This is a genomic window from Pseudomonas sp. H1_G08, from assembly GCF_054681355.1.
Genome location: NZ_CP162822.1, coordinates 3,069,418 through 3,089,138, shown reverse-complemented (window position 1 = coordinate 3,089,138; position 19,721 = coordinate 3,069,418). Strand labels below are relative to the sequence as shown.

Below are 19,721 nucleotides of genomic sequence, written 5' to 3'. Positions count from 1 at the left end.
ATCAGATTCCTTGTTCACTGAGCCACAGGTTCAGGGCCGCCAGTTGCCACAGTTTCGAACCGCGCAACGGGGTCAGTTGGCCTTGCGGATCAGTCAGAAGCTTGTCGAGCATGGTCGGGTTGAACAGGCCGCGATCCTGGCTCGGATCCAGCAGCAGCTCCCGCACCCAATTGAGTGTGTCGCCCTGCAAGTGCTTGAGACCCGGCACCGGGAAATAGCCTTTCTTGCGGTCGATCACTTCGCTTGGAATGACCCGGCGCGCAGCTTCTTTCAGCACTTGCTTGCCGCCATCGGGCAGCTTGAATTGGCCCGGCACCCGCGCCGACAGTTCGACCAGTCGATAGTCGAGAAACGGCGTACGCGCTTCCAGGCCCCAGGCCATGGTCATGTTATCGACGCGTTTGACCGGGTCATCGACCAGCATCACCGTGCTGTCCAGGCGCAGCGCCTTGTCCACGGCAGCATCGGCGCCGGGCTGGGCAAAGTGCTGTTTGACGAAATCACCGGCCGCATCGTGGTCGACCAGCCATTTCGGCTGCACAGTCGCTGCGTAGTCGTCGTAGCTGCGATCGAAGAACGCATCGCGGTAGGCCGCGTATGGGTCCGCCGCGCCGTCGACCTGCGGATACCAGTGGTAACCGGCAAACAGTTCGTCTGCGCCTTGGCCGCTTTGCACCACTTTGCAGTGCTTGGCCACTTCACGGGACAACAGATAAAAAGCGATGCAGTCATGGCTGACCATCGGTTCGCTCATCGCCCGGAAGGCGGCGGGCAGTTGCTCGATGATTTCTTTCTCGTCGATGCGCAACTGATGGTGGCGCGTGCCGTAGTGCTTGGCGATCAGGTCCGAGTACTGGAACTCATCGCCGCGCTCGCCGCCGGCATCCTGGAAACCGATGGAGAAGGTCGACAGATTCTCTACACCGACTTCGCGCAACAGGCCGACGAGCATGCTCGAGTCGACACCGCCGGACAGCAACACACCGACATCCACCGCCGCACGCTGACGAATCGCCACCGCTTCGCGGGTGCTGTCGAGGACGCGATCGACCCAGTCTTCGAGGTTGAGGTTTTTCTCGTCCTCATGCGGGCCGTAGGGCAGGGTCCACCAGGTTTTCTGCTCGGTGCGGCCATCAGCTTCAACGCGCATCCAGGTGGCGGGCGGCAGTTTTTCGATACCGGCCAGCAAGGTGCGCGGCGCGGGTACGACCGCGTGGAAATTCAGATAGTGATTGAGCGCCACCGGATCGAGGATCGGGTTGATGTCGCCGCCCTTGAGCAGCGCCGGCAGTGCTGAGGCAAAACGCAAGCGTTGGCCAGTGCGCGACAGGTACAACGGCTTTACGCCGAGACGGTCACGAGCGATGAACAGGCGCTGGGCATCACGCTCCCAGATAGCGAAAGCAAACATGCCATTGAGCTTCGGCAGCAGCGCCTCGCCCCAGGCGTGATAACCCTTGAGCAGCACTTCGGTGTCGCCACCCGAATAGAAGGCATAACCCAGCGCTTCAAGCTCTGCGCGCAATTCCGGGAAGTTGTAGATCGCACCGTTGAACGCCAGGGACAGGCCCAGTTGGCTGTCGATCATCGGCTGCGCCGAGCCGTCCGACAGGTCCATGATTTTCAGGCGTCGATGGCCCAGGGCAATCGGCCCCTGGGCATGGAAGCCCCACGCGTCAGGGCCGCGAGGGGCCAGGTGATGGGTGATTCTTTCGATCGCTGCAAGGTCTGCAGGTTGTTGATCAAAACGTAACTCGCCAGCTAATCCGCACATAAAGTCCTTACCGGTTTTTCCGTTGGGGAAGGTCAAGCCGTACCGCGCGAGAAGTGCGGGTACTCAGAAACTGACCTGTCTCGGTAGGTGGAGTTTTAGATCGATAAGTTATAAGCCAGCCTGGCTGCCTTCTGCCGCAACGCTATCAGCGCGGATCGAGGATCGAGATTTGCCCACTTACCGTTACGCTTTTTTTGCATAAGCGCACAAGCGCGTGGACGTTCCGTGCGGGGTGGTGCAGGGCTATTTTTTCCATGCAAAAAAGCGTTTGGTCTACCTGGGTTTTGCGCAGCAATTTGAACTGTTATTGGCTGCCCGGCAGCGCTAGGGTCGAGTGTTCGAACCGCAATAAAGGACTATTGCCATGCCCACCCAAGACAAGACAAATCCACAGATTCAGGCTTCGGTCCTGAGCACCTTGTACGCCGCGACCGGTGACCTCGATACCGCTGAAAGCCTGGAAAAAAACCTGCCGGCGCATCTGCTCACGGCTTCTGCGGCCACGCTGAACAAGCTGGACGAAATCACTCGTGAACTGCACACCCTGCAAGTCAAAGTCGACAAGGATCTGACCCGGCTCAAACCATTGCACAGCTTCTGCATCAGCGAACTCAACGCGGCGCTGAGCGAGAAATGGCCAGCGGTCTATGACGTGAGCGAGGATCTGCTCAGCCTGCCCGGCGTCGATTGTGGCTGCGATGTGAAGGCGACGGTTCAGGCCGAGATCGGCTTGGTCAGACACGCGACGCAAAGCCTGTTGCAGGCAGCCATGCAAAACTTCACCGCAGACGAGGAGCAGGCCGACGGTTTCCCCGCCGGCAGCCTGGTGCGCGTCAAGAGTGTGCCCGCTGGCGTGAAGGATCTGACGCCGGCAGCGTTTGCAGCGATGTGCCGCAAGCTGGATCTGGGCAAGAAAAACCAGGAGCATCTGCAGCAAGTGTTCGGTCTGCGTGAGGAGTGCGGCAAAGTCGTGGCGACCAGTGCCATGACCCGCAATATCGCCGCATTGAAGCAATCGCTGCTGGAGCTGGACGCTCATCTTGCGGAGCTCAAGGGCGATATCACCGCAGCTGGTTTGCGCATGCTGCAGGATCTGATGCTGGCCGAAGGCGTCGCTTCGGCGCAGCACCTGCGCTACGGCAAAGACCCGATGATCATGCAGGGCATCAGAATTCTCGACAGTTGCGTTTGGGGCGTGGTGGTATTTTCCAAACGCTCCGTGGAACAACACCCTGAGGACGGATGCATGGTGTATATGCCCGGCGAGCCCGAGCGCGCCGTGTATGAGTACCCGAGTTTCAATGCGTTCAAGCGCTACCTCGCGCAACAACTCAAGAGCACGGAATATCAGGGGTATTTCGCCGGCAGCCTCGATGAAGATGACAAGGCGGACTTCTTCAAGGCGTTGGCTGAGAAACCCGATCTGGGCGTCGTCGAACAGTGGCCGATCAATGTGGAGCTTTTTGATTTCATGGTGCAAAGCCATGTTGGGAAGTTGCAGATCGACGCGCGCAAACTGGCGGTGCCAACCGCTGATATCGATGAAGAGATCCGACAGAAACGCCTGTTGGATTTCGTTCAGCGCGGGGTGACTGTGGCATCGGTGGCGGGGCTGTTCGTGCCGGTCCTGGGGCAATTGATGATGGGCGTCGCGGTCGGGCAATTGCTCAGTGAAGTGTATGACGGCGTCGCGGACTGGCGCCGCGGTGATCATCAGGAAGCACTGTCACATCTGCTCAGTGTGGTAGAGAACATCGCATTGATGGGCGTTTTCGCCGGCGGTCAGAAGGTGCTGGGAACTGTGGGCAAAAAACTGCTGCGCACGCATCCGGAGTTCTTCGCGCAGTTCACCGCGATACTCGATCGGGCCGGCAAGCCACGCCTGTGGAAGTCCGATTTGAGCCCGTACGAGCATGCTTTGCCGGCCGGATTCACCATCGGTGCCGGTTCAAAGGAGTTCTACCAGATCGGCAACAAGACCATCGCCCGCTTTGAGCACCGCCTGTTGGCTGGCAACTTTGATATCGACACTCAGCACTGGCGCCTGGAACACCCCGCACGCGCGCAAGCCTATGCTCCGGAACTGATCCGCCACGTCGAGGGCGGCTGGCGGTTCCCCGCTGAACAGCCCGAAGAATGGGGCAGCAGCGCCTATACGCTCAAGCGCATCGATCCGCAGTTGAGCGAATTTGCCGACAGCGACCTGGACATCCTTCGCCGGCTGAGCAACACCTCGCAGCAGACCTTGCTGGAGACCTTCAACGACAATCTGAGCCTGCCGGTACGCCTGCGCGATACCGTCGAGCGCGTGCGCATCGAGCGCCAGCTGCGTGAGTTGACCACGGAACTGGAAAACGGCGAGATCCACTCCGAGCAACCTCTTGAAGAACAGATGCACGCCTTGACGCAACTGCCGGGCTGGCCGACTGACCGATACCTTGAGGTCATCGGTCATGAAGGAGACGTCGAAACCACTTATCCTGCAAACAGCACGCTCGACGAAACCCTGGGAGTGCCGGTCACCCAAGGCCAGTTGGCACTCGGGCGCTTGCTGCAAACCGTCATCGATGGCCTCTACGAGCATGAAGTCGAGGCCTTGCTCGGCGGCAAAGTCGCGAAAAGCACGCAAGCCACCGGGCTGGCAAGAAAACTGGGTGCTGCGCTCAAATCCGATTACCGCGCGGCGTTCGAGCGGATGTACAAGCGCTATGACCACAGTGACGCGCAGGATCTGGGTAAATTACGCCAGGTCTTCGCCGACATTCCGGCGCGCGATGGTCAAAGGCTGATCGACCGCGCTTCGAGTGTCGAGCGCCTGCACTTGCGCTCGACCGGGAGCGCGCCCTTGCGGTTGGGACAGCGGGCTCGGGCCGGTATTGCCGAGGTGCGGCTTGACCGGGCGCTGAGCGGGTTGCACTGGTCGTGGCTGGCCAATGCCGACACCGACAGGCTGGCCATGAAATTACTGCCGCGCCTCAGCGGCTGGAACGCACAGCTGCGTCTGCAAGTACGCGACAAGGCCTTGACCGGACCGATACTCGAAGACATCGGCGATGGGTCGGCGACCTCGGAAAATACCGGCTATCTGGTGAAGTCCACGCAGGGCTATGAGGCGTTTGGCGGCGACAAAAAATCCTTGGGCAAGGTGGCATCCGGCCCAGACGCTTTGTACATGGCCATCCTCAAGGCATTGCCGCCACGTCAGCGGACCGCACTCGGGTTTGCCGATGCCGGACAGCTCAGTACGCAACAGTTACGCAAAAAGCTGCTCAACGTTGCCCTCGACGAACGCGAGGTCACTGCGCGGGCATTGCGCGGCGGCAGTACGGAATCACTTCCCGTCGAGCCGGCCTGTGTGCAAGGTGATCAGGTCCCCGCGACAGCTCATTCACGCATACTGCTGCGCAAAGCGCGCAGGCTTTATCCGCGTCTGAGCGAGCCGCAGCTCAATCAATTGCTCAACGAACTGGGTGATGATCCGTTGAGCCGTGCGACCCGCATCAAAGCCCTGCGTCAGGATCTGCAAACCCTGCGTGACGCGCTGTTTGTCTGGAGTGAAGATGCCGCCGCGCTGCAAGCCATGGGGGGCGATCTGGCTGAAGCGCGGCACAGTCGGAAAATGGCCGCCGAGCTGATCGAAGAAGCGTTTCGACGCTTTCATTGGGCCACCAACGAAGAGGGAAAAAACCTCTGTACCCTCGACCTTGACGGCATGCGCATCGGCAAGGTGCCGACGTTACCGTCGTCGGTGAGCTTCGACCATGTCGAGCAATTGTCGATGCGGAACATGGCGCTGGGGGATGATGTGGCGTACTTCCTCAAGTCCTTCAAACAGCTCGACTCGCTGGAACTGGGCAGCAACGCGATCACCCGGCTGCCTGAAATGTTGTCGCACATGCCGCGTCTGCAACGGCTGAGCCTGGCAAACAATCAGCTCAAGCTCACCGAGCAGACCCTGGCGAAGCTGAACAGGCTGAGCACTTTACGCTACCTGAATCTGGACAAGAATCCGTTGGGTGCCACCCCTGATTTCAGCCGAATGTCGCAACTGCGTCGCTTGTCGCTGAACGATACCGGCATCACCGAACTGCCAGAAGGCCTCGACCATTCTGCGCACATTGAACTGATGGATCTGAGCGCCAACAAAATCACAGAACTGCCCGAGTGGTTATTCGAGAAAACACGACGTTTCACCGGCGCACTCAAGCTTGGGCTGAACCCCTTTTCGGAAGCGGCCAAAACGCATCTGGAGAACTATCGCGATAATTTCGGCGTTGGGATGGACTATGTCGCCGATGACATCGCACGGCTGAACGAGCAAACGGCGCGCTCGCTCTGGTTGACGAAGGTCAGTGGCGAAGAGTGGGCAGAGCAGTCGCGCATCTGGGCGGCATTGCGCAGCGAGCGGACGGCCGATGGCTTGTTCACTTTGCTGGCGCAACTGGGCGATACCGCAGACGGCAAACAGGGCAGCGCTGACATGCAGCGACGCGTCTGGGCGGTACTGAAGGCGGCGGAAGCTGACGAGCCGCTGGGCCGTCAACTGCTCGACATCGCGGCCGATCCGCTGCACTGCACCGATAACGCGGCGCTGGTTTTCAGTCGCCTTGAAGTCGCAGTGGAAGTCGAGCGGGTGAGCAGGGCTGCAAGCGGGAGCAGGGGTACTGCCAAGGCGTTGTTGGAACTGGGCCGCAGCCTGTTCAGGCTGGACAGGCTGGAAGAAATCGCCCGGGAGCATTCGCTCCGGGCGCCAAAGGTCGATGCGCTGGAAATGAACCTCGCTTACCGCATCGGTCTCACCGATGCGCTGGGACTGCGCGGTCAACCGAAAGATATGCTGTTCAGTGCCCAGAGTGGCGTGACGGCCGCTGATCTTGAGGTCGCAAAAAATCGCGTCTTCACCGCTGAACTCTCCCCGCAATGGCTGGAATACATGCAGGGGCGAACGTTCTGGCGTGACTATCTGCGACGCATATTTGTCCGCAAGTTTGCGCTGATCGATGACCTGTACGACCCGCAAATGAGCGCACTGTTCGACAAGAAGGACACGCTGCCCTCTGGCGATTATTTGAGTCAGAACCAGGCACTCAAGCTTGAAAAGGACCAGGCTGAAGACGTGCTGTTCAAGAGCCTGACGGAAGACGCGATACGGCTGATGGATCTGGGCATCTGCGAAATGCCCGATACGTGAAATTCACTTGCCGCGAATCAACTGCCGTAAGGCGAAACGATTGGGATGGCAGGCTTCGGCCACACTGCGTGGCAATGGCAGCGGCTCGTTGTCCAGCCACGCGGCAAGCAGCTCGCCGGACAGCGGCGCGGTGATCAGCCCGCGAGAACCGTGGCCGCTGTTGACGTACAGACCATCGAGCCACGGGCAGGCGAGGTCCGGCACTTGCCGGGCGTCTTTGCTCAACGCTGCGTAGGTCTGATTGAAGGTTTGCAGATCAGCGAGCGGGCCGACAATCGGCAGGTAATCGGGGCTGGTGCAGCGGAAAGCTGCCCGGCCCTCAAGGTTCGCAAGTGGCTGCTCGCTGATGTTGAGGCGTGTCAGCAGGTCGCTGGAAATTTCTTCGAGCATCGCCAGATTGCCTTGGTGCTCGGCAGTCGTGGGCGTCAGATCGTCATTGTTGAAGTCGAAACTGGCGCCCAAGGTGTGCTCGCCCAGACGCGCCGGGGCGACGTAGCCCTCGGCGCACACCACGGTGGCCAGCGCATGACTCTCTGCGTTTTCAGGCAGGCGCGTGATCTGCCCGCGAATGCGCTTGAGCGGCAATTCGGCGCTCTGGGCAAAACGTTTGATTTCGGCGGCTCCGGCCAGGATCACCACCGGCGCACTGGCGAGCAAACGTTCGCCGTCGAAGGCTTGCCACAGGTCTGCGACTTTGCGCAGTTCCAAAGCTTCGTGATGGCTGAGCAACTCAATGTTGGTGTGGGTCGCCTGGGCCTGACACAACGCCGGCGGATGCACCCAGCCGCCTTCGGGGTAGAACAAGCCGCCGTGGGCCACGCCGACACCGGCGCGATCCTGCGCTTGCGGCTGTTCCAGCCACTGCAAGAGATCTTCAGGAAACGCCGCCGTCAGTTGCGCGTGGCGCTCGGCTTCCTTGGCGTTGAACGCCAGTTGCAGCACGCCGCAGTCATCCCAGTCGCTGCCGCGTTGCAGGCTTTCCAGCAGGCGCCGGGTGTAACCGAAGCCGCTGACGATCAACTGCGACAACGCCGTGCCATGGGCGGACAGCTTGAGATAGAGCACACCTTGCGGGTTGCCCGAGGCTTCTTGCGCGACGGCCGCGTGACGCTCCAGCAGACTCACCTGCCAGCCGCGCGCCGCCAGGCTCGACGCTGTCGCGCAGCCAGCCAGGCCGGCGCCGATCACCAGCGCCCGGCGTTCACCGCGCAACGGAGCAGGGCGGGCGAACCAGGGTTTCGCCGGTAGCGGCGCCGCCACCTCGGCGGGCCAGCCGAGAAATTCGCCACGCAGGATTTCCCACTTGTGGCCGATGCCCGGCGTGCGCTTCATCTTGAACCCGGCAGCATTGAGCAGACGGCGGACCCAACCGGTGCTGGTGAAGGTGCTGATGGTGGAGCCCGGCGCAGCCAGCCGCGCCAGTTCGACGAACAGTTCAGCGGTCCACATGTCCGGATTTTTTGCCGGCGCAAAACCGTCGAGAAACCACGCGTCAATCTGCGCATCGAGTTGCGGCAGTTGCTCCAGTGCATCGCCGATCAGCAAGGTCAGCGTCACGCGGCCGTTGGCCAGAGTGATGCGTTGAAAGCCTTGATGAATCGCCACGTAATGCCTGAGCAACTGATCCGCCAACGGCATGAGTTCTGGCCACAGTGCCAAGGCTCGGCGCAGATCCGCAGGCGCCAGCGGGTACTTCTCGACGCTGACAAAATGCAAGCGCGCGCCGGCCACCGCGTGCTGTTCGAACAACTGCCAGGCACAGAGAAAATTCAACCCGGTGCCGAAACCGGTTTCGCCAATCACCAGACGTCCATCCGCCGGCAGCGCAGCGAAACGCTCGGCCAGACGGTTCTGTTCGAGAAACACGTAACGGGTTTCCTCCAGCCCCGACTGGTCGGAAAAATACACGTCATCGAACACCCGCGAACGTGGGCGTCCCTGGTCGTCCCAGTCGAGTTGGGCGTGGGGCATTTCGGCTTTCATGGCAGGCTCGGCAAACACAAGGCGGCCATTCTAGCCGATCGCGCCGATACTACCGATCCAGCACAAGACTCGCGGTGAAAAGAACCCTGTGGCGAGGGGATTTATCCCCGCTGGACTGCGAAGCAGTCCCAGAACCAACCACCCCGTTTTCCCGAGTTAAACCGTGCTTCCGGGATTTACGACTGCTGCGCAGCCGGTCGGGGATAAATCCCCTCACCACAAAGTTCTCATCCCGTCCTGAGTTCGTGGGAATTTCTGCCCTGCGCCCGTGCCCAATCCGCTAGTCTTGCTGAACCCTGGAAGGAGCCGTCCAATGTTTGAATCCGCTGAAATCGGTCACGCCATCGACAAAGACACTTACGAGGCGGCCGTCCCTGCGCTGCGTGAAGCCTTGCTGGAAGCGCAGTTCGAGTTGCAGCAGCAGAAACGCTTTCCGGTGATCATCCTGATCAACGGCATCGAAGGGGCGGGCAAGGGCGAGACGGTCAAGCTGCTCAATGAATGGATGGATCCGCGCCTGATCGAAGTGCGCACCTTCGACCAGCAGACCGATGAAGAACTGGCGCGGCCACCGGCCTGGCGCTACTGGCGGATGCTGCCGGCCAAGGGGCGGATGGGCGTTTTCTTCGGCAACTGGTACAGCCAGATGCTCCAGGGCCGGGTGCACGGACTGTTCAAGGATCCGCGTCTGGACCAGGCCATCGCCGGCGCTGAGCGTCTGGAAAAGATGCTCTGCGATGAAGGCGCGTTGATCTTCAAGTTCTGGTTTCATCTGTCCAAGAAGCAGATGAAAGCGCGGCTCAAATCGCTGGCCGACGACCCGTTGCACAGTTGGCGCATCAGTCCGCTGGACTGGCAGCAATCGCAGACCTACGACAAGTTCGTCAAATACGGCGAGCGGGTGCTGCGCCGCACCAGCCGCGATTACGCGCCGTGGCATGTCATCGAAGGCGTCGATGCCAATTACCGCAGCCTGGCGGTGGGCAAGATTCTCCTCGAAGGTCTGCAAAACGCGCTCAAGCGTGCCGACGTCAATCCTCACGAAGTCAGTGCCGCGCCGCTGGGTACGCCGGTCGATCAGTTGAACCTGCTCGACAGCCTCGACCTGACGCAGCGTCTGGACAAGAAAGACTATGAAGAGCAACTGATCACCGAGCAGGCGCGCCTGTCCGGGCTGATGCGCGACAAACGCATGCGTCGCCATGCGCTGATCGCGGTGTTCGAGGGTAACGACGCGGCGGGCAAGGGCGGGGCGATTCGCCGCGTGGCAGCGGCGCTCGATCCGCGTCAGTACAGCATCGTCCCGATTGCCGCACCGACCGAAGAAGAGCGAGCACAACCGTATCTGTGGCGGTTCTGGCGACACCTTCCGGCGCGGGGCAAATTCACCGTGTTCGACCGCTCGTGGTACGGGCGGGTGCTGGTCGAGCGGATCGAGGGCTTCTGCACCCCGGCCGACTGGCTGCGCGCCTACGGCGAAATCAATGACTTCGAAGAGCAACTGGCCGATGCCGGCGTCATCGTGGTCAAGTTCTGGCTGGCGATCGACAAGGACACGCAGATGGAGCGCTTTCAGGAGCGCGAGGAGATTTCCTTCAAGCGTTTCAAGATCACCGAGGACGACTGGCGCAATCGGGAAAAGTGGGACGACTATCGCCGGGCGGTCGGCGACATGGTCGATCGCACCAGCACAGAGATCGCGCCGTGGACGCTGGTCGAGGCTAACGACAAACGCTGGGCACGGGTGAAAGTATTGCGCACGATCAACCGCGCGCTGGAAGACGCGTTCGAGAAATCCGACAAGAAGGCCAAAAAGCACAAGGACTGAAGCGATGGCTGCGCATATGCCGGGTGAATGATCCTCGCGGTCGGCAAGAAGGTGGACTTATGCTCAGGTCCACTCTCAACCGACAACAACAATGAGGTATGCCATGCGTGAAGTGGTGATCGTCGACAGCGTGCGGACCGGCCTGGCCAAATCCTTTCGCGGCAAGTTCAACCAGACCCGCCCCGATGACATGGCGGCCCACTGCGTCAATGCGCTGCTGACCCGCAACGATATCGACCCGGCCAGCGTTGAGGACTGCATCGTCGGCGCCGGCTCCAACGAGGGCGCGCAGGGCTACAACATCGGCCGCAACGTCGCGGTACTGTCGCGCCTGGGCACCGGCACTGCCGGCATGACCCTCAACCGTTTCTGCTCGTCGGGTTTACAGGCGATCGCGATTGCCGCCAACCAGGTCGCCTCCGGTTGCAGCGACATCATCGTCGCCGGCGGCGTCGAGTCGATCAGCCTGACCCTGAAGAGCGTCAACACCGATCACCTGATCAACCCGCTGCTCAAGCAACAGACTCCCGGCATCTACTACACCATGGGCCAGACCGCCGAAGTAGTGGCGCGCCGTTACGATGTCAGTCGTGAGGCGCAGGATCGCTATGCGCTGCAAAGCCAGATCCGTACCGCGCAGGCCCAGGCTGCCGGTCTGTTCGACGATGAAATCGTGCCGATGGCGGTGAAATATCGGGTCGAGGACAAGAACAGCGGTGAAGTGCGGATTGTCGACGGCGTCGTCGAGCGCGACGACTGCAACCGCCCGGACACCACCTACGAAAGCCTTGCCGGACTGAAACCGGTGTTCGCCGACGACGGTTCGGTGACGGCGGGCAATTCCTCGCAGCTGTCCGACGGTGCGTCGATGACACTGGTGATGAGTCTGGACAAAGCGCTGGAGCTGGGGCTCAAGCCGAAGGCGTTTTTCCGTGGCTTCACCGTCGCCGGTTGCGAGCCGGACGAAATGGGCATCGGCCCGGTGTTCTCGGTGCCGAAACTGCTCAAGGCCAAGGGCCTGCAAGTGGCGGATATCGATCTGTGGGAATTGAACGAGGCGTTTGCTTCGCAGTGCCTGTACAGCCGCGACCGGCTGGAGATCGACAACGACAAATACAACATCAACGGCGGCTCGATTTCCATCGGCCACCCGTTCGGCATGACCGGCTCGCGCCAGGTAGGGCATCTGATCCGGGAATTGCAGCGGCGCAATCTGCGCTACGGCATCGTCACCATGTGCGTGGGTGGCGGGATGGGGGCGAGTGGGTTGTTTGAGGCGGTGCGCTAAAGGATTGGTTGCCCGTTCAGGCCCCTTCGCGAGCAGGCTCGCTCCCACAGGTGATCGCATTCCCCTGTGGGAGCGAGCCTGCTCGCGAAGGCAGCGCCACGGTTCAGCGGCTGGAATCCCGCCGCTGCATCCGCGCTATATAAGCCTGAATCTCCCGCTCGATCACCTGACCGTCAAACGGCCCCTCAAGGGTATTTTCCCGGGTGCTGAAATACAGCTCGCCATTGACCCGGCACACGCGGTCGCTGCGAAAACGGGTGGCGGGGGCGCTGTCCTCGGCGCGCATGGCGTACATGTCGGTCTCCCTGATATGTGTTGAAAAGTCTGCAATCAGCTTATGCCTGAAGCACTTGGCGCGCCTGCCCGGCCGATCAACGGCGGCGCGCCGGTTTACTGCTGCGACCTGCACAGTTTCATTCGCGGCCTGGCGGCAACTGTCCCTGTGTTGCACGGGACAGGGCGCCTAGAATGCAGGCTCTTGTCAGCAGGCTTTTGGGGTTCGCATGCACATTTCATCGGGGCGCTGGGTGTACGGACTGTTCCTGGCGCTGCTGACCGCGTTTCTGTGGGGCATCCTGCCGATCAAGCTCAAACAGGTGTTGCTGGTGATGGATCCGGTCACGGTGACCTGGTTTCGTCTGATGGTTTCCGGCGGCTGCCTGTTCATTTATCTGGCTTCGGTCAAGCGCCTGCCGAGTCGCAAGGTGCTCGGGCCAAAGGGCGGCTGGCTGGTGCTGATGGCGGTGTTGGGGCTGGTCGGCAATTACGTGCTGTACCTGATGGGCCTCAATCTGCTCAGCCCCGGCACCGCGCAACTTGTGGTGCAAATGGGTCCGATCATGCTGCTGATCGCTAGTCTTTTCGTGTTCAGGGAACGCTTCAGCATCGGTCAGGGCATCGGCTTGCTGGTGTTGCTGATCGGCTTTGGCCTGTTCTTCAATCAGCGCCTGGCCGAGCTGCTGACTTCGCTGTCTGATTACACCGCCGGCGTGCTCTTGGTGCTGCTGGCGTCGACGGTCTGGACCTTCTATGCGCTGGGCCAGAAGCAATTGCTCACGGTGTGGAATTCGTTGCAGGTGATGATGGTGATCTACCTGTTCTGCGGGCTCTTGCTGACGCCGTGGGTACATCCACTTGAAGCGCTCAACTTGAGCCCGTTGCAGGGCTGGCTGTTGCTGGCGTGCTGCATGAACACCTTGATCGCCTACGGCGCATTCGCCGAAGCGCTGGCGCACTGGGAAGCCTCGCGGGTCAGTGCGACGCTGGCGATCACGCCGCTGGTGACGTTTGTTGCGGTGGCGATTGCGGCGCGGATCTGGCCGGACTTTGTGCATGCCGAGCAGATCAATGCGCTGGGCTATGGCGGGGCGGTGCTGGTGGTGCTGGGTTCGGCGCTGGTGGCGTTGGGGCCATCGTTGATTGCCGGGCTCAGGGCGCGGCGGGCCAGGGTTGTGCCAGGCTGACGATCGGCGGCGCCTGTATTCGCGAGCAGGCTCGCTCCCACTTTGCAATGCAATTTTCCTGTGGGAGCGAGCCTGCTCGCGAAGACGGACTTTCAGGCGCTACATGACTCAGCCCTTGGCCCCGGCCTCGATCATGTTCTCCGGGCGCACCCAGGCATCGAACTCTTCATCAGTCAGATAACCCAGCTGCAACGCCGCCTCACGCAAAGTCAGCCCTTCGCTGTAAGCCTTCTTGGCGATCTCCGCCGACTTGTCATAACCGATGTGCGGGTTCAGCGCGGTCACCAGCATCAGCCCACGTTCCAGATGCCTGGCCATGACCTCCGCATCCGGCTCGAGCCCGGCGATGCAGTGCTGCTGGAAGTTGCTGCAACCGTCGCCGAGCAGACGGATCGATTGCAGCAGATTGTGAATGATCACCGGTTTGAACACGTTCAACTGCAAGTGCCCCTGACTGGCGGCAAAACCGATCGCCACGTCATTGCCGAGCACCTGGCAGGCGAGCATCGACAGCGCTTCGCACTGGGTCGGGTTGACCTTGCCGGGCATGATCGAACTGCCCGGTTCGTTGGCCGGCAGCTTCACTTCAGCAAAACCTGCGCGAGGACCTGAGCCCAGCAGACGCAAGTCGTTGGCGATTTTCATCAAGGCCACGGCGAGGGTTTTCAGTGCGCCGGACAGGGTCACCAGCGGCTCATGGCCGGCCAGTGCAGCGAACTTGTTCGGCGCGGTGACGAACGGCAGACCGGACAGTGCTGCGAGTTCAGCGGCAATCGCCTCACCGAAGCCGTGCGGCGAATTCAGCCCGGTGCCGACCGCAGTGCCGCCCTGCGCCAGTTCGCAGACCGCCGGCAGCGCGGCGCGGATGGCGCGCTCGGCGTAATCCAGTTGCGCGATGAAGCCGGACAATTCCTGACCGAAGGTGATCGGCGTCGCGTCCATCATGTGCGTGCGCCCGGTCTTCACCAGTTTCATGTGCCGTGCCGCCAGTTCAGCGAGGCCGCCGGACAGCTCGGCAATCGCCGGCAGCAGTTGTTCCTGCACCGCTTTGGCGGTGGCGATGCTCATGGCGGTGGGGAAGCAGTCGTTGGAACTTTGCGAGCGATTGACGTGATCGTTCGGGTGCACCGGCGACTTGCCGCCGCGCGGGTTGCCGGCCAGTTCGTTGGCGCGACCGGCGATCACTTCGTTGACGTTCATGTTGCTCTGGGTACCGCTGCCGGTCTGCCAGACCACCAGCGGGAACTGCTCGTCATGCTCGCCGGCGAGCACTTCATCGGCGGCCTGTTCGATCAGGCGAGCGATGTCGGCGGGCAGGTCGCCGTTGCGGTCGTTGACCCGTGCGGCGGCTTTCTTGATCAGCGCCAGGGCGTGCAGCACCGGTAGCGGCATGCGTTCCTGACCGATTGCGAAGTTGATCAGCGAGCGTTGCGTCTGAGCACCCCAGTAAGCGTCGTCCGGGACCTCGATCTGGCCCAGGCTGTCGGTTTCGATACGGCTCATCGTGCACACTCCTGTTGGTCTGTTGGCGCAATTTAGGCCGGCATCGGCCCGGGTGGTTCCATCGGCTCGATTGTTGACCGCAAAACCCCGCCAATCAAGCGCGGCAAGGGCCGGGGGTTGAGCCATAGCGATTGTTAGGCGCAGAATGGTCGCCCTTGGGGTTCGACCTCGCTTTGCTTAAAGGAAACTCGATGACTCGTCTTCGCGCCATCTGTACCGCGGTTGCACTGGTTTGCGCCAGCGGCCAGGTGCTTGCCGATACCGCCAGCCACAACGCCAGTGCCGAAGCTTTCCTGACGCTGGCTCACGCTGACAAGCTGGGTACCCCGGTGTACATGCAAGTGCAGCAAATGTTCGCCCAGCGCTTTGAACAGACCAAAGCCCCTGAGTCGAAGAAAGCCGTGCTCGAAACCTACCAGGCCAAGGCCAACGCCGCGCTGGACCAGGCCATCGGCTGGAACAAGCTCAAGCCCGACATGGTCAAGCTCTACACCAGCAACTTCAGCGAATCCGAGCTGAAAGATCTGGTTGCCTTCTACCAGTCGCCACTGGGCAAGAAAGTCCTGGAAAAAATGCCGCAGCTGACCCAGCAGTCGGCGCAGATGACCCAGGGCAAACTGGAAAGCGCGGTGCCAGTGGTCAACAAGCTGCTCGACGACATGACCAAAGAGCTGACCCCGGCCGCGGCGCCAGCCAAGAAGAAGTAAGCGGAGTTCGTGATGACCATGCAACAACGCATCGAATCGACGCTGGCTCTGTTACAGCCTGAGCACCTGCAAGTGCTGGACGAAAGCCACATGCACAGTCGCGGGTCACAGACCCACTACAAGGCGGTGGTGGTCAGCGCGCAGTTCGAAGGCCTGAACCGGGTCAAGCGCCACCAGAAAGTCTACGGCACGCTCGGCGAGCTGATGGGCGAGTTCCATGCGTTGGCGCTGCACACCTACACCCCGCAGGAATGGGCAGAGATCGACGGCGCTCCGGCGTCGCCGACCTGTGCCGGCGGTAGCAAACATTAAGATCAAAAGATCGCAGCCTTCGGCAGCTCCTACAGGGCACAGCCGCAGGCGGTGATGTTTTTTGCTAGAATCCGCAACGCGCCGCTTAGCCGGCGCGTTTTTTATTGAATCCGGTTCACCCTTTGCGAGGGTAGCCACCTGGAGAAATACCCATGACACAACCGATTGTCGTGGCGGCACTGTATAAGTTCGTCACCCTCGAAGATTACGTTGACCTGCGCGAGCCACTGCTGCAAGCGATGGTCGACAACGGCATCAAAGGCACTCTGCTGATCGCCGAAGAAGGCATCAACGGTACGGTTTCCGGCAGCCGCGAAGGCATTGACGGTCTGCTCGCCTGGCTCAAGAACGATCCGCGCATGGTCGACATTGACCACAAGGAATCGTACTGCGACGAACAGCCGTTCTATCGCACCAAGGTCAAGCTGAAGAAAGAGATCGTCACCCTCGGTGTCGAAGGCGTTGACCCGAACAAAAAGGTCGGCACTTACGTCGAGCCGCAAGACTGGAACGCGCTGATCAGCGACCCGGAAGTGCTGCTGATCGACACGCGCAACGACTACGAAGTGTCGATCGGTACCTTCGAAGGCGCCATCGATCCGAAAACCACCAGTTTTCGCGAGTTTCCCGACTACATCAAAGAACACTTCGACCCGGCCGTGCACAAGAAGGTCGCGATGTTCTGCACCGGCGGCATTCGCTGCGAGAAAGCCTCGAGCTACATGCTCGGCGAAGGCTTCGAAGAGGTCTACCACCTCAAGGGCGGCATCCTGAAGTACCTCGAAGAGGTGCCGCAGGAAGAAACCAAATGGCGCGGCGACTGCTTCGTCTTCGACAACCGCGTCACCGTGCGTCACGACCTGACGGAAGGCGACTACGATCAATGTCATGCCTGCCGCACGCCGGTCAGCGTTGAAGATCGCGCCTCCGAGCACTACGTCGCCGGCATCAGTTGCCCGCATTGCTGGGACAAGCTCAGCGAGAAAACCCGGCGCAGCGCCATCGATCGGCAAAAGCAGATCGAACTGGCCAAGGCACGCAATCAGCCGCACCCGATCGGCTACAACTATAAGCAAGCATCTTCCGAGGCTTAATCATGTCTGCGCGCCTGCTCTATGTGATGGATCCGATGTGTTCATGGTGCTGGGGGTTTGCTCCGGTGGCCAAGGCACTGGTCGAGCAGGCGCAGGCAGCCGGGGTCGAGCTGCATCTGGTGGTCGGCGGTCTGCGCACCGGCAGCGGTTCGGCGCTGGAGCCGACCACGCGGCGCTACATTCTCGAGCACTGGCAAGCGGTCACCGAGGCCACCGGCCAGCCGTTCAAGTTCGACGGCGCGTTGCCTGACGGTTTTGTCTACGACACCGAGCCTGCCTGTCGCGCCATTGTCACCGCGCGCAGTCTGGCGCCGGATTGCGCGTGGACATTGGTCGGGCTGATCCAGCAGGCGTTTTACGCCGAAGGTCGCGATGTCACCCAGGCCAGCGTGCTGGTCGAGTTGGCGGAGCAGGCCGGTGTGCCGCGTATCGAATTCGCGGCGTTGTTCGATCATGCCGATCAGCACAGGGCGACCCAAGCCGACTTCACCTGGGTGCAGGACTTGGGCATCGCCGGTTTTCCGACCCTGCTGGCCGAGCGCAACGGGCAACTGGCGCTGCTGACCAACGGCTATCAACCGCTCAGCGAGCTGTCGCCGTTGCTCGGCCGCTGGCTGGAGCGCGCGGCCTGTGTCTGACCGCGCCGATGACACGCCAGCCGTAGAGCGTGTCGACCGGCTGAGCTGGGCTGAAGTCCGGCGTCTGGCACTGCATCACAAGAAATCCCTGTGGATCGCCAACGGCGTGGCCGTGCTGGCGACGCTGTGCAGCGTGCCGATCCCGTTGCTGCTGCCGTTGCTGGTCGACGAAGTGCTGCTCGGCCACGGCGATGCCGCACTGAAAGTCATGAATCATTTTCTGCCGAGCATGTGGCAGCAGGCGGCGGGTTATATCGGCCTGATGTTGGTGGTGACCCTGACCTTGCGTTGCAGCGCCCTGTGTTTTGGCGTGTTGCAATCGCGGCTGTTCGCGCGCCTGGCCAAGGACATCGTCTACCGCATTCGCGTACGCCTGATCGAGCGGCTCAAGCGCATTTCCCTCGGCGAATACGAAAGCCTCGGCAGCGGCACAGTAACCACGCATTTGGTCACCGATCTGGATACCCTCGACAAATTCGTCGGCGAAACCCTCAGCCGCTTCCTCGTCGCGATGCTGACCCTGGTCGGCACCGCCAGCATCCTCATGTGGATGCACTGGAAGCTGGCGCTGCTGATTCTGCTGTTCAACCCGTTGGTGATCTATGCCACGGTGCAGTTGGGCAAACGCGTCAAGCATCTGAAGAAGCTGGAAAACGACAGCACCTCGCGTTTCACCCAGGCCCTGAGCGAAACCCTCGATGCGATTCAGGAAGTGCGCGCGGGCAATCGTCAGGGCTATTTCCTCGGGCGCCTCGGTGTGCGCGCGCAGGAAGTACGCAACTACGCAGTCAACTCGCAGTGGAAAACCGACGCCTCGAACCGCGCCAGTGGTTTGCTGTTCCAGTTCGGCATCGACATCTTCCGCGCGGCGGCGATGCTCACCGTGCTGTTTTCCGACCTGTCGATCGGGCAGATGCTCGCGGTGTTCAGCTACCTGTGGTTCATGATCGGCCCGGTCGAACAACTGCTCAATCTGCAATACGCCTACTACGCGGCGGGCGGTGCGCTGACGCGGATCAATGAACTGCTGGCGCGTGCCGACGAGCCGCAGTATCCCGGCGGCGTCGATCCGTTCAAGGGGCGCGACACCGTCGGCATCGAGGTGCAAGGCCTGAGCTTCGGTTATGGCGACGAGCTGGTGCTGGATCAGATGAACCTGTCGATCCTGCCCGGCGAAAAAGTCGCGATTGTCGGGGCGAGCGGCGGCGGCAAAAGCACCTTGGTGCAGTTGCTGCTGGGTCTGTACACGCCAGCGGCCGGGACCATCCGCTTCGGCGGATCGACCCAGCAGGAGATTGGCCTGGAGACGGTACGCGAGAACGTCGCGGTGGTGCTGCAGCATCCGGCGCTGTTCAACGACAGCGTGCGCGCCAACCTGACCATGGGCCGCATGCGTAGCGACGAAGCCTGCTGGCAGGCGCTGGAAATCGCGCAAATGGCCGCGACCATCCGCGCGCTGCCCGATGGCCTCGACAGCATCGTCGGGCGTTCCGGCGTGCGTTTGTCCGGCGGCCAGCGCCAGCGTCTGGCGATTGCGCGGATGATTCTCGCCGAGCCGAAAGTGGTGATTCTCGACGAAGCCACCTCGGCCCTCGACGCTGCCACCGAGTACAACCTGCACCAGGCGATGGCGAAGTTTCTCCATGGCCGCACCACGCTGATCATTGCCCATCGCCTGTCGGCGGTGAAGCAGGCCGACCGCGTACTGGTGTTCGACGGCGGGCAGATCGCCGAGGACGGCGACCATCGCCAACTGATCGCCGACGGCGGTCTGTACGCCAAGCTCTACGGCAACTTGCAACAGCACTGATCGAAACCCTTGCCGACCTGTCAGAGGTTCTGCGCGCGGTGTAACGCCGCGCCTTGCCTTGAACGAGAACCCCACCTAGTCTCGTCATAGCGAATTCGCCCGGAAGGCGAGCGGGCAGTGCTCATGCAAG

At 61.4% G+C, this 19,721-nt stretch carries 13 protein-coding genes; 9 read left to right on the top strand and 4 right to left on the bottom strand.

The features are described from left to right. Position 1: 1 nt before the first annotated feature. Positions 2 to 1,774 (bottom strand): N-acetylglutaminylglutamine amidotransferase, encoded by a 1,773-nt coding sequence (locus AB4N85_RS13935; RefSeq protein WP_252876719.1) that lies wholly within the window; start codon positions 1,772 to 1,774, stop codon positions 2 to 4. A gap of 364 nt (positions 1,775 to 2,138) precedes the next feature. Between AB4N85_RS13935 and AB4N85_RS13930 the strand changes: the two genes are divergently transcribed. Beyond that, complete coding sequence (locus AB4N85_RS13930; RefSeq protein ID WP_460064758.1) at positions 2,139 to 6,965, top strand: NEL-type E3 ubiquitin ligase domain-containing protein; 4,827 nt, start codon at positions 2,139 to 2,141, stop codon at positions 6,963 to 6,965. A gap of 3 nt (positions 6,966 to 6,968) precedes the next feature. Here AB4N85_RS13930 and mnmC read toward each other — a convergent pair whose 3' ends face one another. Then, positions 6,969 to 8,948 carry a bifunctional tRNA (5-methylaminomethyl-2-thiouridine)(34)-methyltransferase MnmD/FAD-dependent 5-carboxymethylaminomethyl-2-thiouridine(34) oxidoreductase MnmC gene (mnmC, locus tag AB4N85_RS13925; protein ID WP_460064755.1) on the bottom strand — a complete coding sequence of 660 codons (1,980 nt, stop codon included), beginning with the start codon at positions 8,946 to 8,948 and terminating at the stop codon, positions 6,969 to 6,971. Between the two features lie 313 nt (positions 8,949 to 9,261). On the opposite strand from mnmC, the gene pap reads away from it, so the two are divergent. Beyond that, the gene (gene pap, locus AB4N85_RS13920) at positions 9,262 to 10,776 is read left to right on the top strand and encodes a polyphosphate:AMP phosphotransferase (RefSeq protein ID WP_041478254.1); all 1,515 of its coding nucleotides are present in this window, start codon (positions 9,262 to 9,264) and stop codon (positions 10,774 to 10,776) included. A 103-nt stretch (positions 10,777 to 10,879) separates the two neighbouring features. After that, the gene (locus tag AB4N85_RS13915; RefSeq protein WP_460064752.1) at positions 10,880 to 12,064 is read left to right on the top strand and encodes a thiolase family protein; all 1,185 of its coding nucleotides are present in this window, start codon (positions 10,880 to 10,882) and stop codon (positions 12,062 to 12,064) included. A 103-nt stretch (positions 12,065 to 12,167) separates the two neighbouring features. Here AB4N85_RS13915 and AB4N85_RS13910 read toward each other — a convergent pair whose 3' ends face one another. After that, the gene (locus AB4N85_RS13910) at positions 12,168 to 12,359 is read right to left on the bottom strand and encodes a DUF6316 family protein (RefSeq protein WP_130902159.1); all 192 of its coding nucleotides are present in this window, start codon (positions 12,357 to 12,359) and stop codon (positions 12,168 to 12,170) included. A 208-nt stretch (positions 12,360 to 12,567) separates the two neighbouring features. Here AB4N85_RS13910 and AB4N85_RS13905 point away from each other — a divergent pair, with 208 nt between their 5' ends. Continuing rightward, positions 12,568 to 13,527 carry a DMT family transporter gene (locus AB4N85_RS13905; RefSeq protein WP_460064750.1) on the top strand — a complete coding sequence of 320 codons (960 nt, stop codon included), beginning with the start codon at positions 12,568 to 12,570 and terminating at the stop codon, positions 13,525 to 13,527. 108 nt (positions 13,528 to 13,635) lie between these two features. Here the strand turns inward: AB4N85_RS13905 and AB4N85_RS13900 are convergent, their stop codons facing one another. Then, positions 13,636 to 15,030, bottom strand: coding sequence for a class II fumarate hydratase (locus AB4N85_RS13900; protein ID WP_056788329.1), 1,395 nt, complete (start codon positions 15,028 to 15,030; stop codon positions 13,636 to 13,638). A gap of 191 nt (positions 15,031 to 15,221) precedes the next feature. Here AB4N85_RS13900 and AB4N85_RS13895 point away from each other — a divergent pair, with 191 nt between their 5' ends. From AB4N85_RS13895 to AB4N85_RS13875, 5 genes are all read left to right on the top strand, one after another. Continuing rightward, positions 15,222 to 15,737, top strand: coding sequence for a DUF2059 domain-containing protein (locus tag AB4N85_RS13895; protein WP_016770936.1), 516 nt, complete (start codon positions 15,222 to 15,224; stop codon positions 15,735 to 15,737). A 12-nt stretch (positions 15,738 to 15,749) separates the two neighbouring features. Continuing rightward, positions 15,750 to 16,049, top strand: coding sequence for a BolA family protein (locus AB4N85_RS13890; protein WP_016770935.1), 300 nt, complete (start codon positions 15,750 to 15,752; stop codon positions 16,047 to 16,049). A 152-nt stretch (positions 16,050 to 16,201) separates the two neighbouring features. Then, positions 16,202 to 17,143, top strand: coding sequence for an oxygen-dependent tRNA uridine(34) hydroxylase TrhO (gene trhO / locus AB4N85_RS13885; RefSeq protein WP_041478261.1), 942 nt, complete (start codon positions 16,202 to 16,204; stop codon positions 17,141 to 17,143). Positions 17,144 to 17,178: 35 nt separating this feature from the next. Continuing rightward, a complete protein-coding gene (locus tag AB4N85_RS13880; protein WP_178372427.1) occupies positions 17,179 to 17,781 on the top strand; it encodes a DsbA family protein in 603 nt (200 codons plus the stop codon). Next, entirely contained in the window at positions 17,774 to 19,591 is a 1,818-nt protein-coding gene (locus AB4N85_RS13875) for an ABC transporter ATP-binding protein (RefSeq protein ID WP_252882471.1), read from the top strand. The genes AB4N85_RS13880 and AB4N85_RS13875 overlap by 8 nt, the downstream gene beginning before the upstream one ends. Positions 19,592 to 19,721: the final 130 nt, after the last annotated feature.

Excerpts from the sequence above, each read along its gene's own strand:
- AB4N85_RS13935 (WP_252876719.1), bottom strand. The coding sequence starts at position 1,774 with ATGTGCGGATTAGCTGGCGAGTTACGTTTTGATCAACAACCTGCAGAC.
- AB4N85_RS13930 (WP_460064758.1), top strand. The coding sequence starts at position 2,139 with ATGCCCACCCAAGACAAGACAAATCCACAGATTCAGGCTTCGGTCCTG.
- mnmC (WP_460064755.1), bottom strand. The coding sequence starts at position 8,948 with ATGAAAGCCGAAATGCCCCACGCCCAACTCGACTGGGACGACCAGGGA.
- pap (WP_041478254.1), top strand. The coding sequence starts at position 9,262 with ATGTTTGAATCCGCTGAAATCGGTCACGCCATCGACAAAGACACTTAC.
- AB4N85_RS13915 (WP_460064752.1), top strand. The coding sequence starts at position 10,880 with ATGCGTGAAGTGGTGATCGTCGACAGCGTGCGGACCGGCCTGGCCAAA.
- AB4N85_RS13910 (WP_130902159.1), bottom strand. The coding sequence starts at position 12,359 with ATGTACGCCATGCGCGCCGAGGACAGCGCCCCCGCCACCCGTTTTCGC.
- AB4N85_RS13905 (WP_460064750.1), top strand. The coding sequence starts at position 12,568 with ATGCACATTTCATCGGGGCGCTGGGTGTACGGACTGTTCCTGGCGCTG.
- AB4N85_RS13900 (WP_056788329.1), bottom strand. The coding sequence starts at position 15,030 with ATGAGCCGTATCGAAACCGACAGCCTGGGCCAGATCGAGGTCCCGGAC.
- AB4N85_RS13895 (WP_016770936.1), top strand. The coding sequence starts at position 15,222 with ATGACTCGTCTTCGCGCCATCTGTACCGCGGTTGCACTGGTTTGCGCC.
- AB4N85_RS13890 (WP_016770935.1), top strand. The coding sequence starts at position 15,750 with ATGACCATGCAACAACGCATCGAATCGACGCTGGCTCTGTTACAGCCT.
- trhO (WP_041478261.1), top strand. The coding sequence starts at position 16,202 with ATGACACAACCGATTGTCGTGGCGGCACTGTATAAGTTCGTCACCCTC.
- AB4N85_RS13880 (WP_178372427.1), top strand. The coding sequence starts at position 17,179 with ATGTGTTCATGGTGCTGGGGGTTTGCTCCGGTGGCCAAGGCACTGGTC.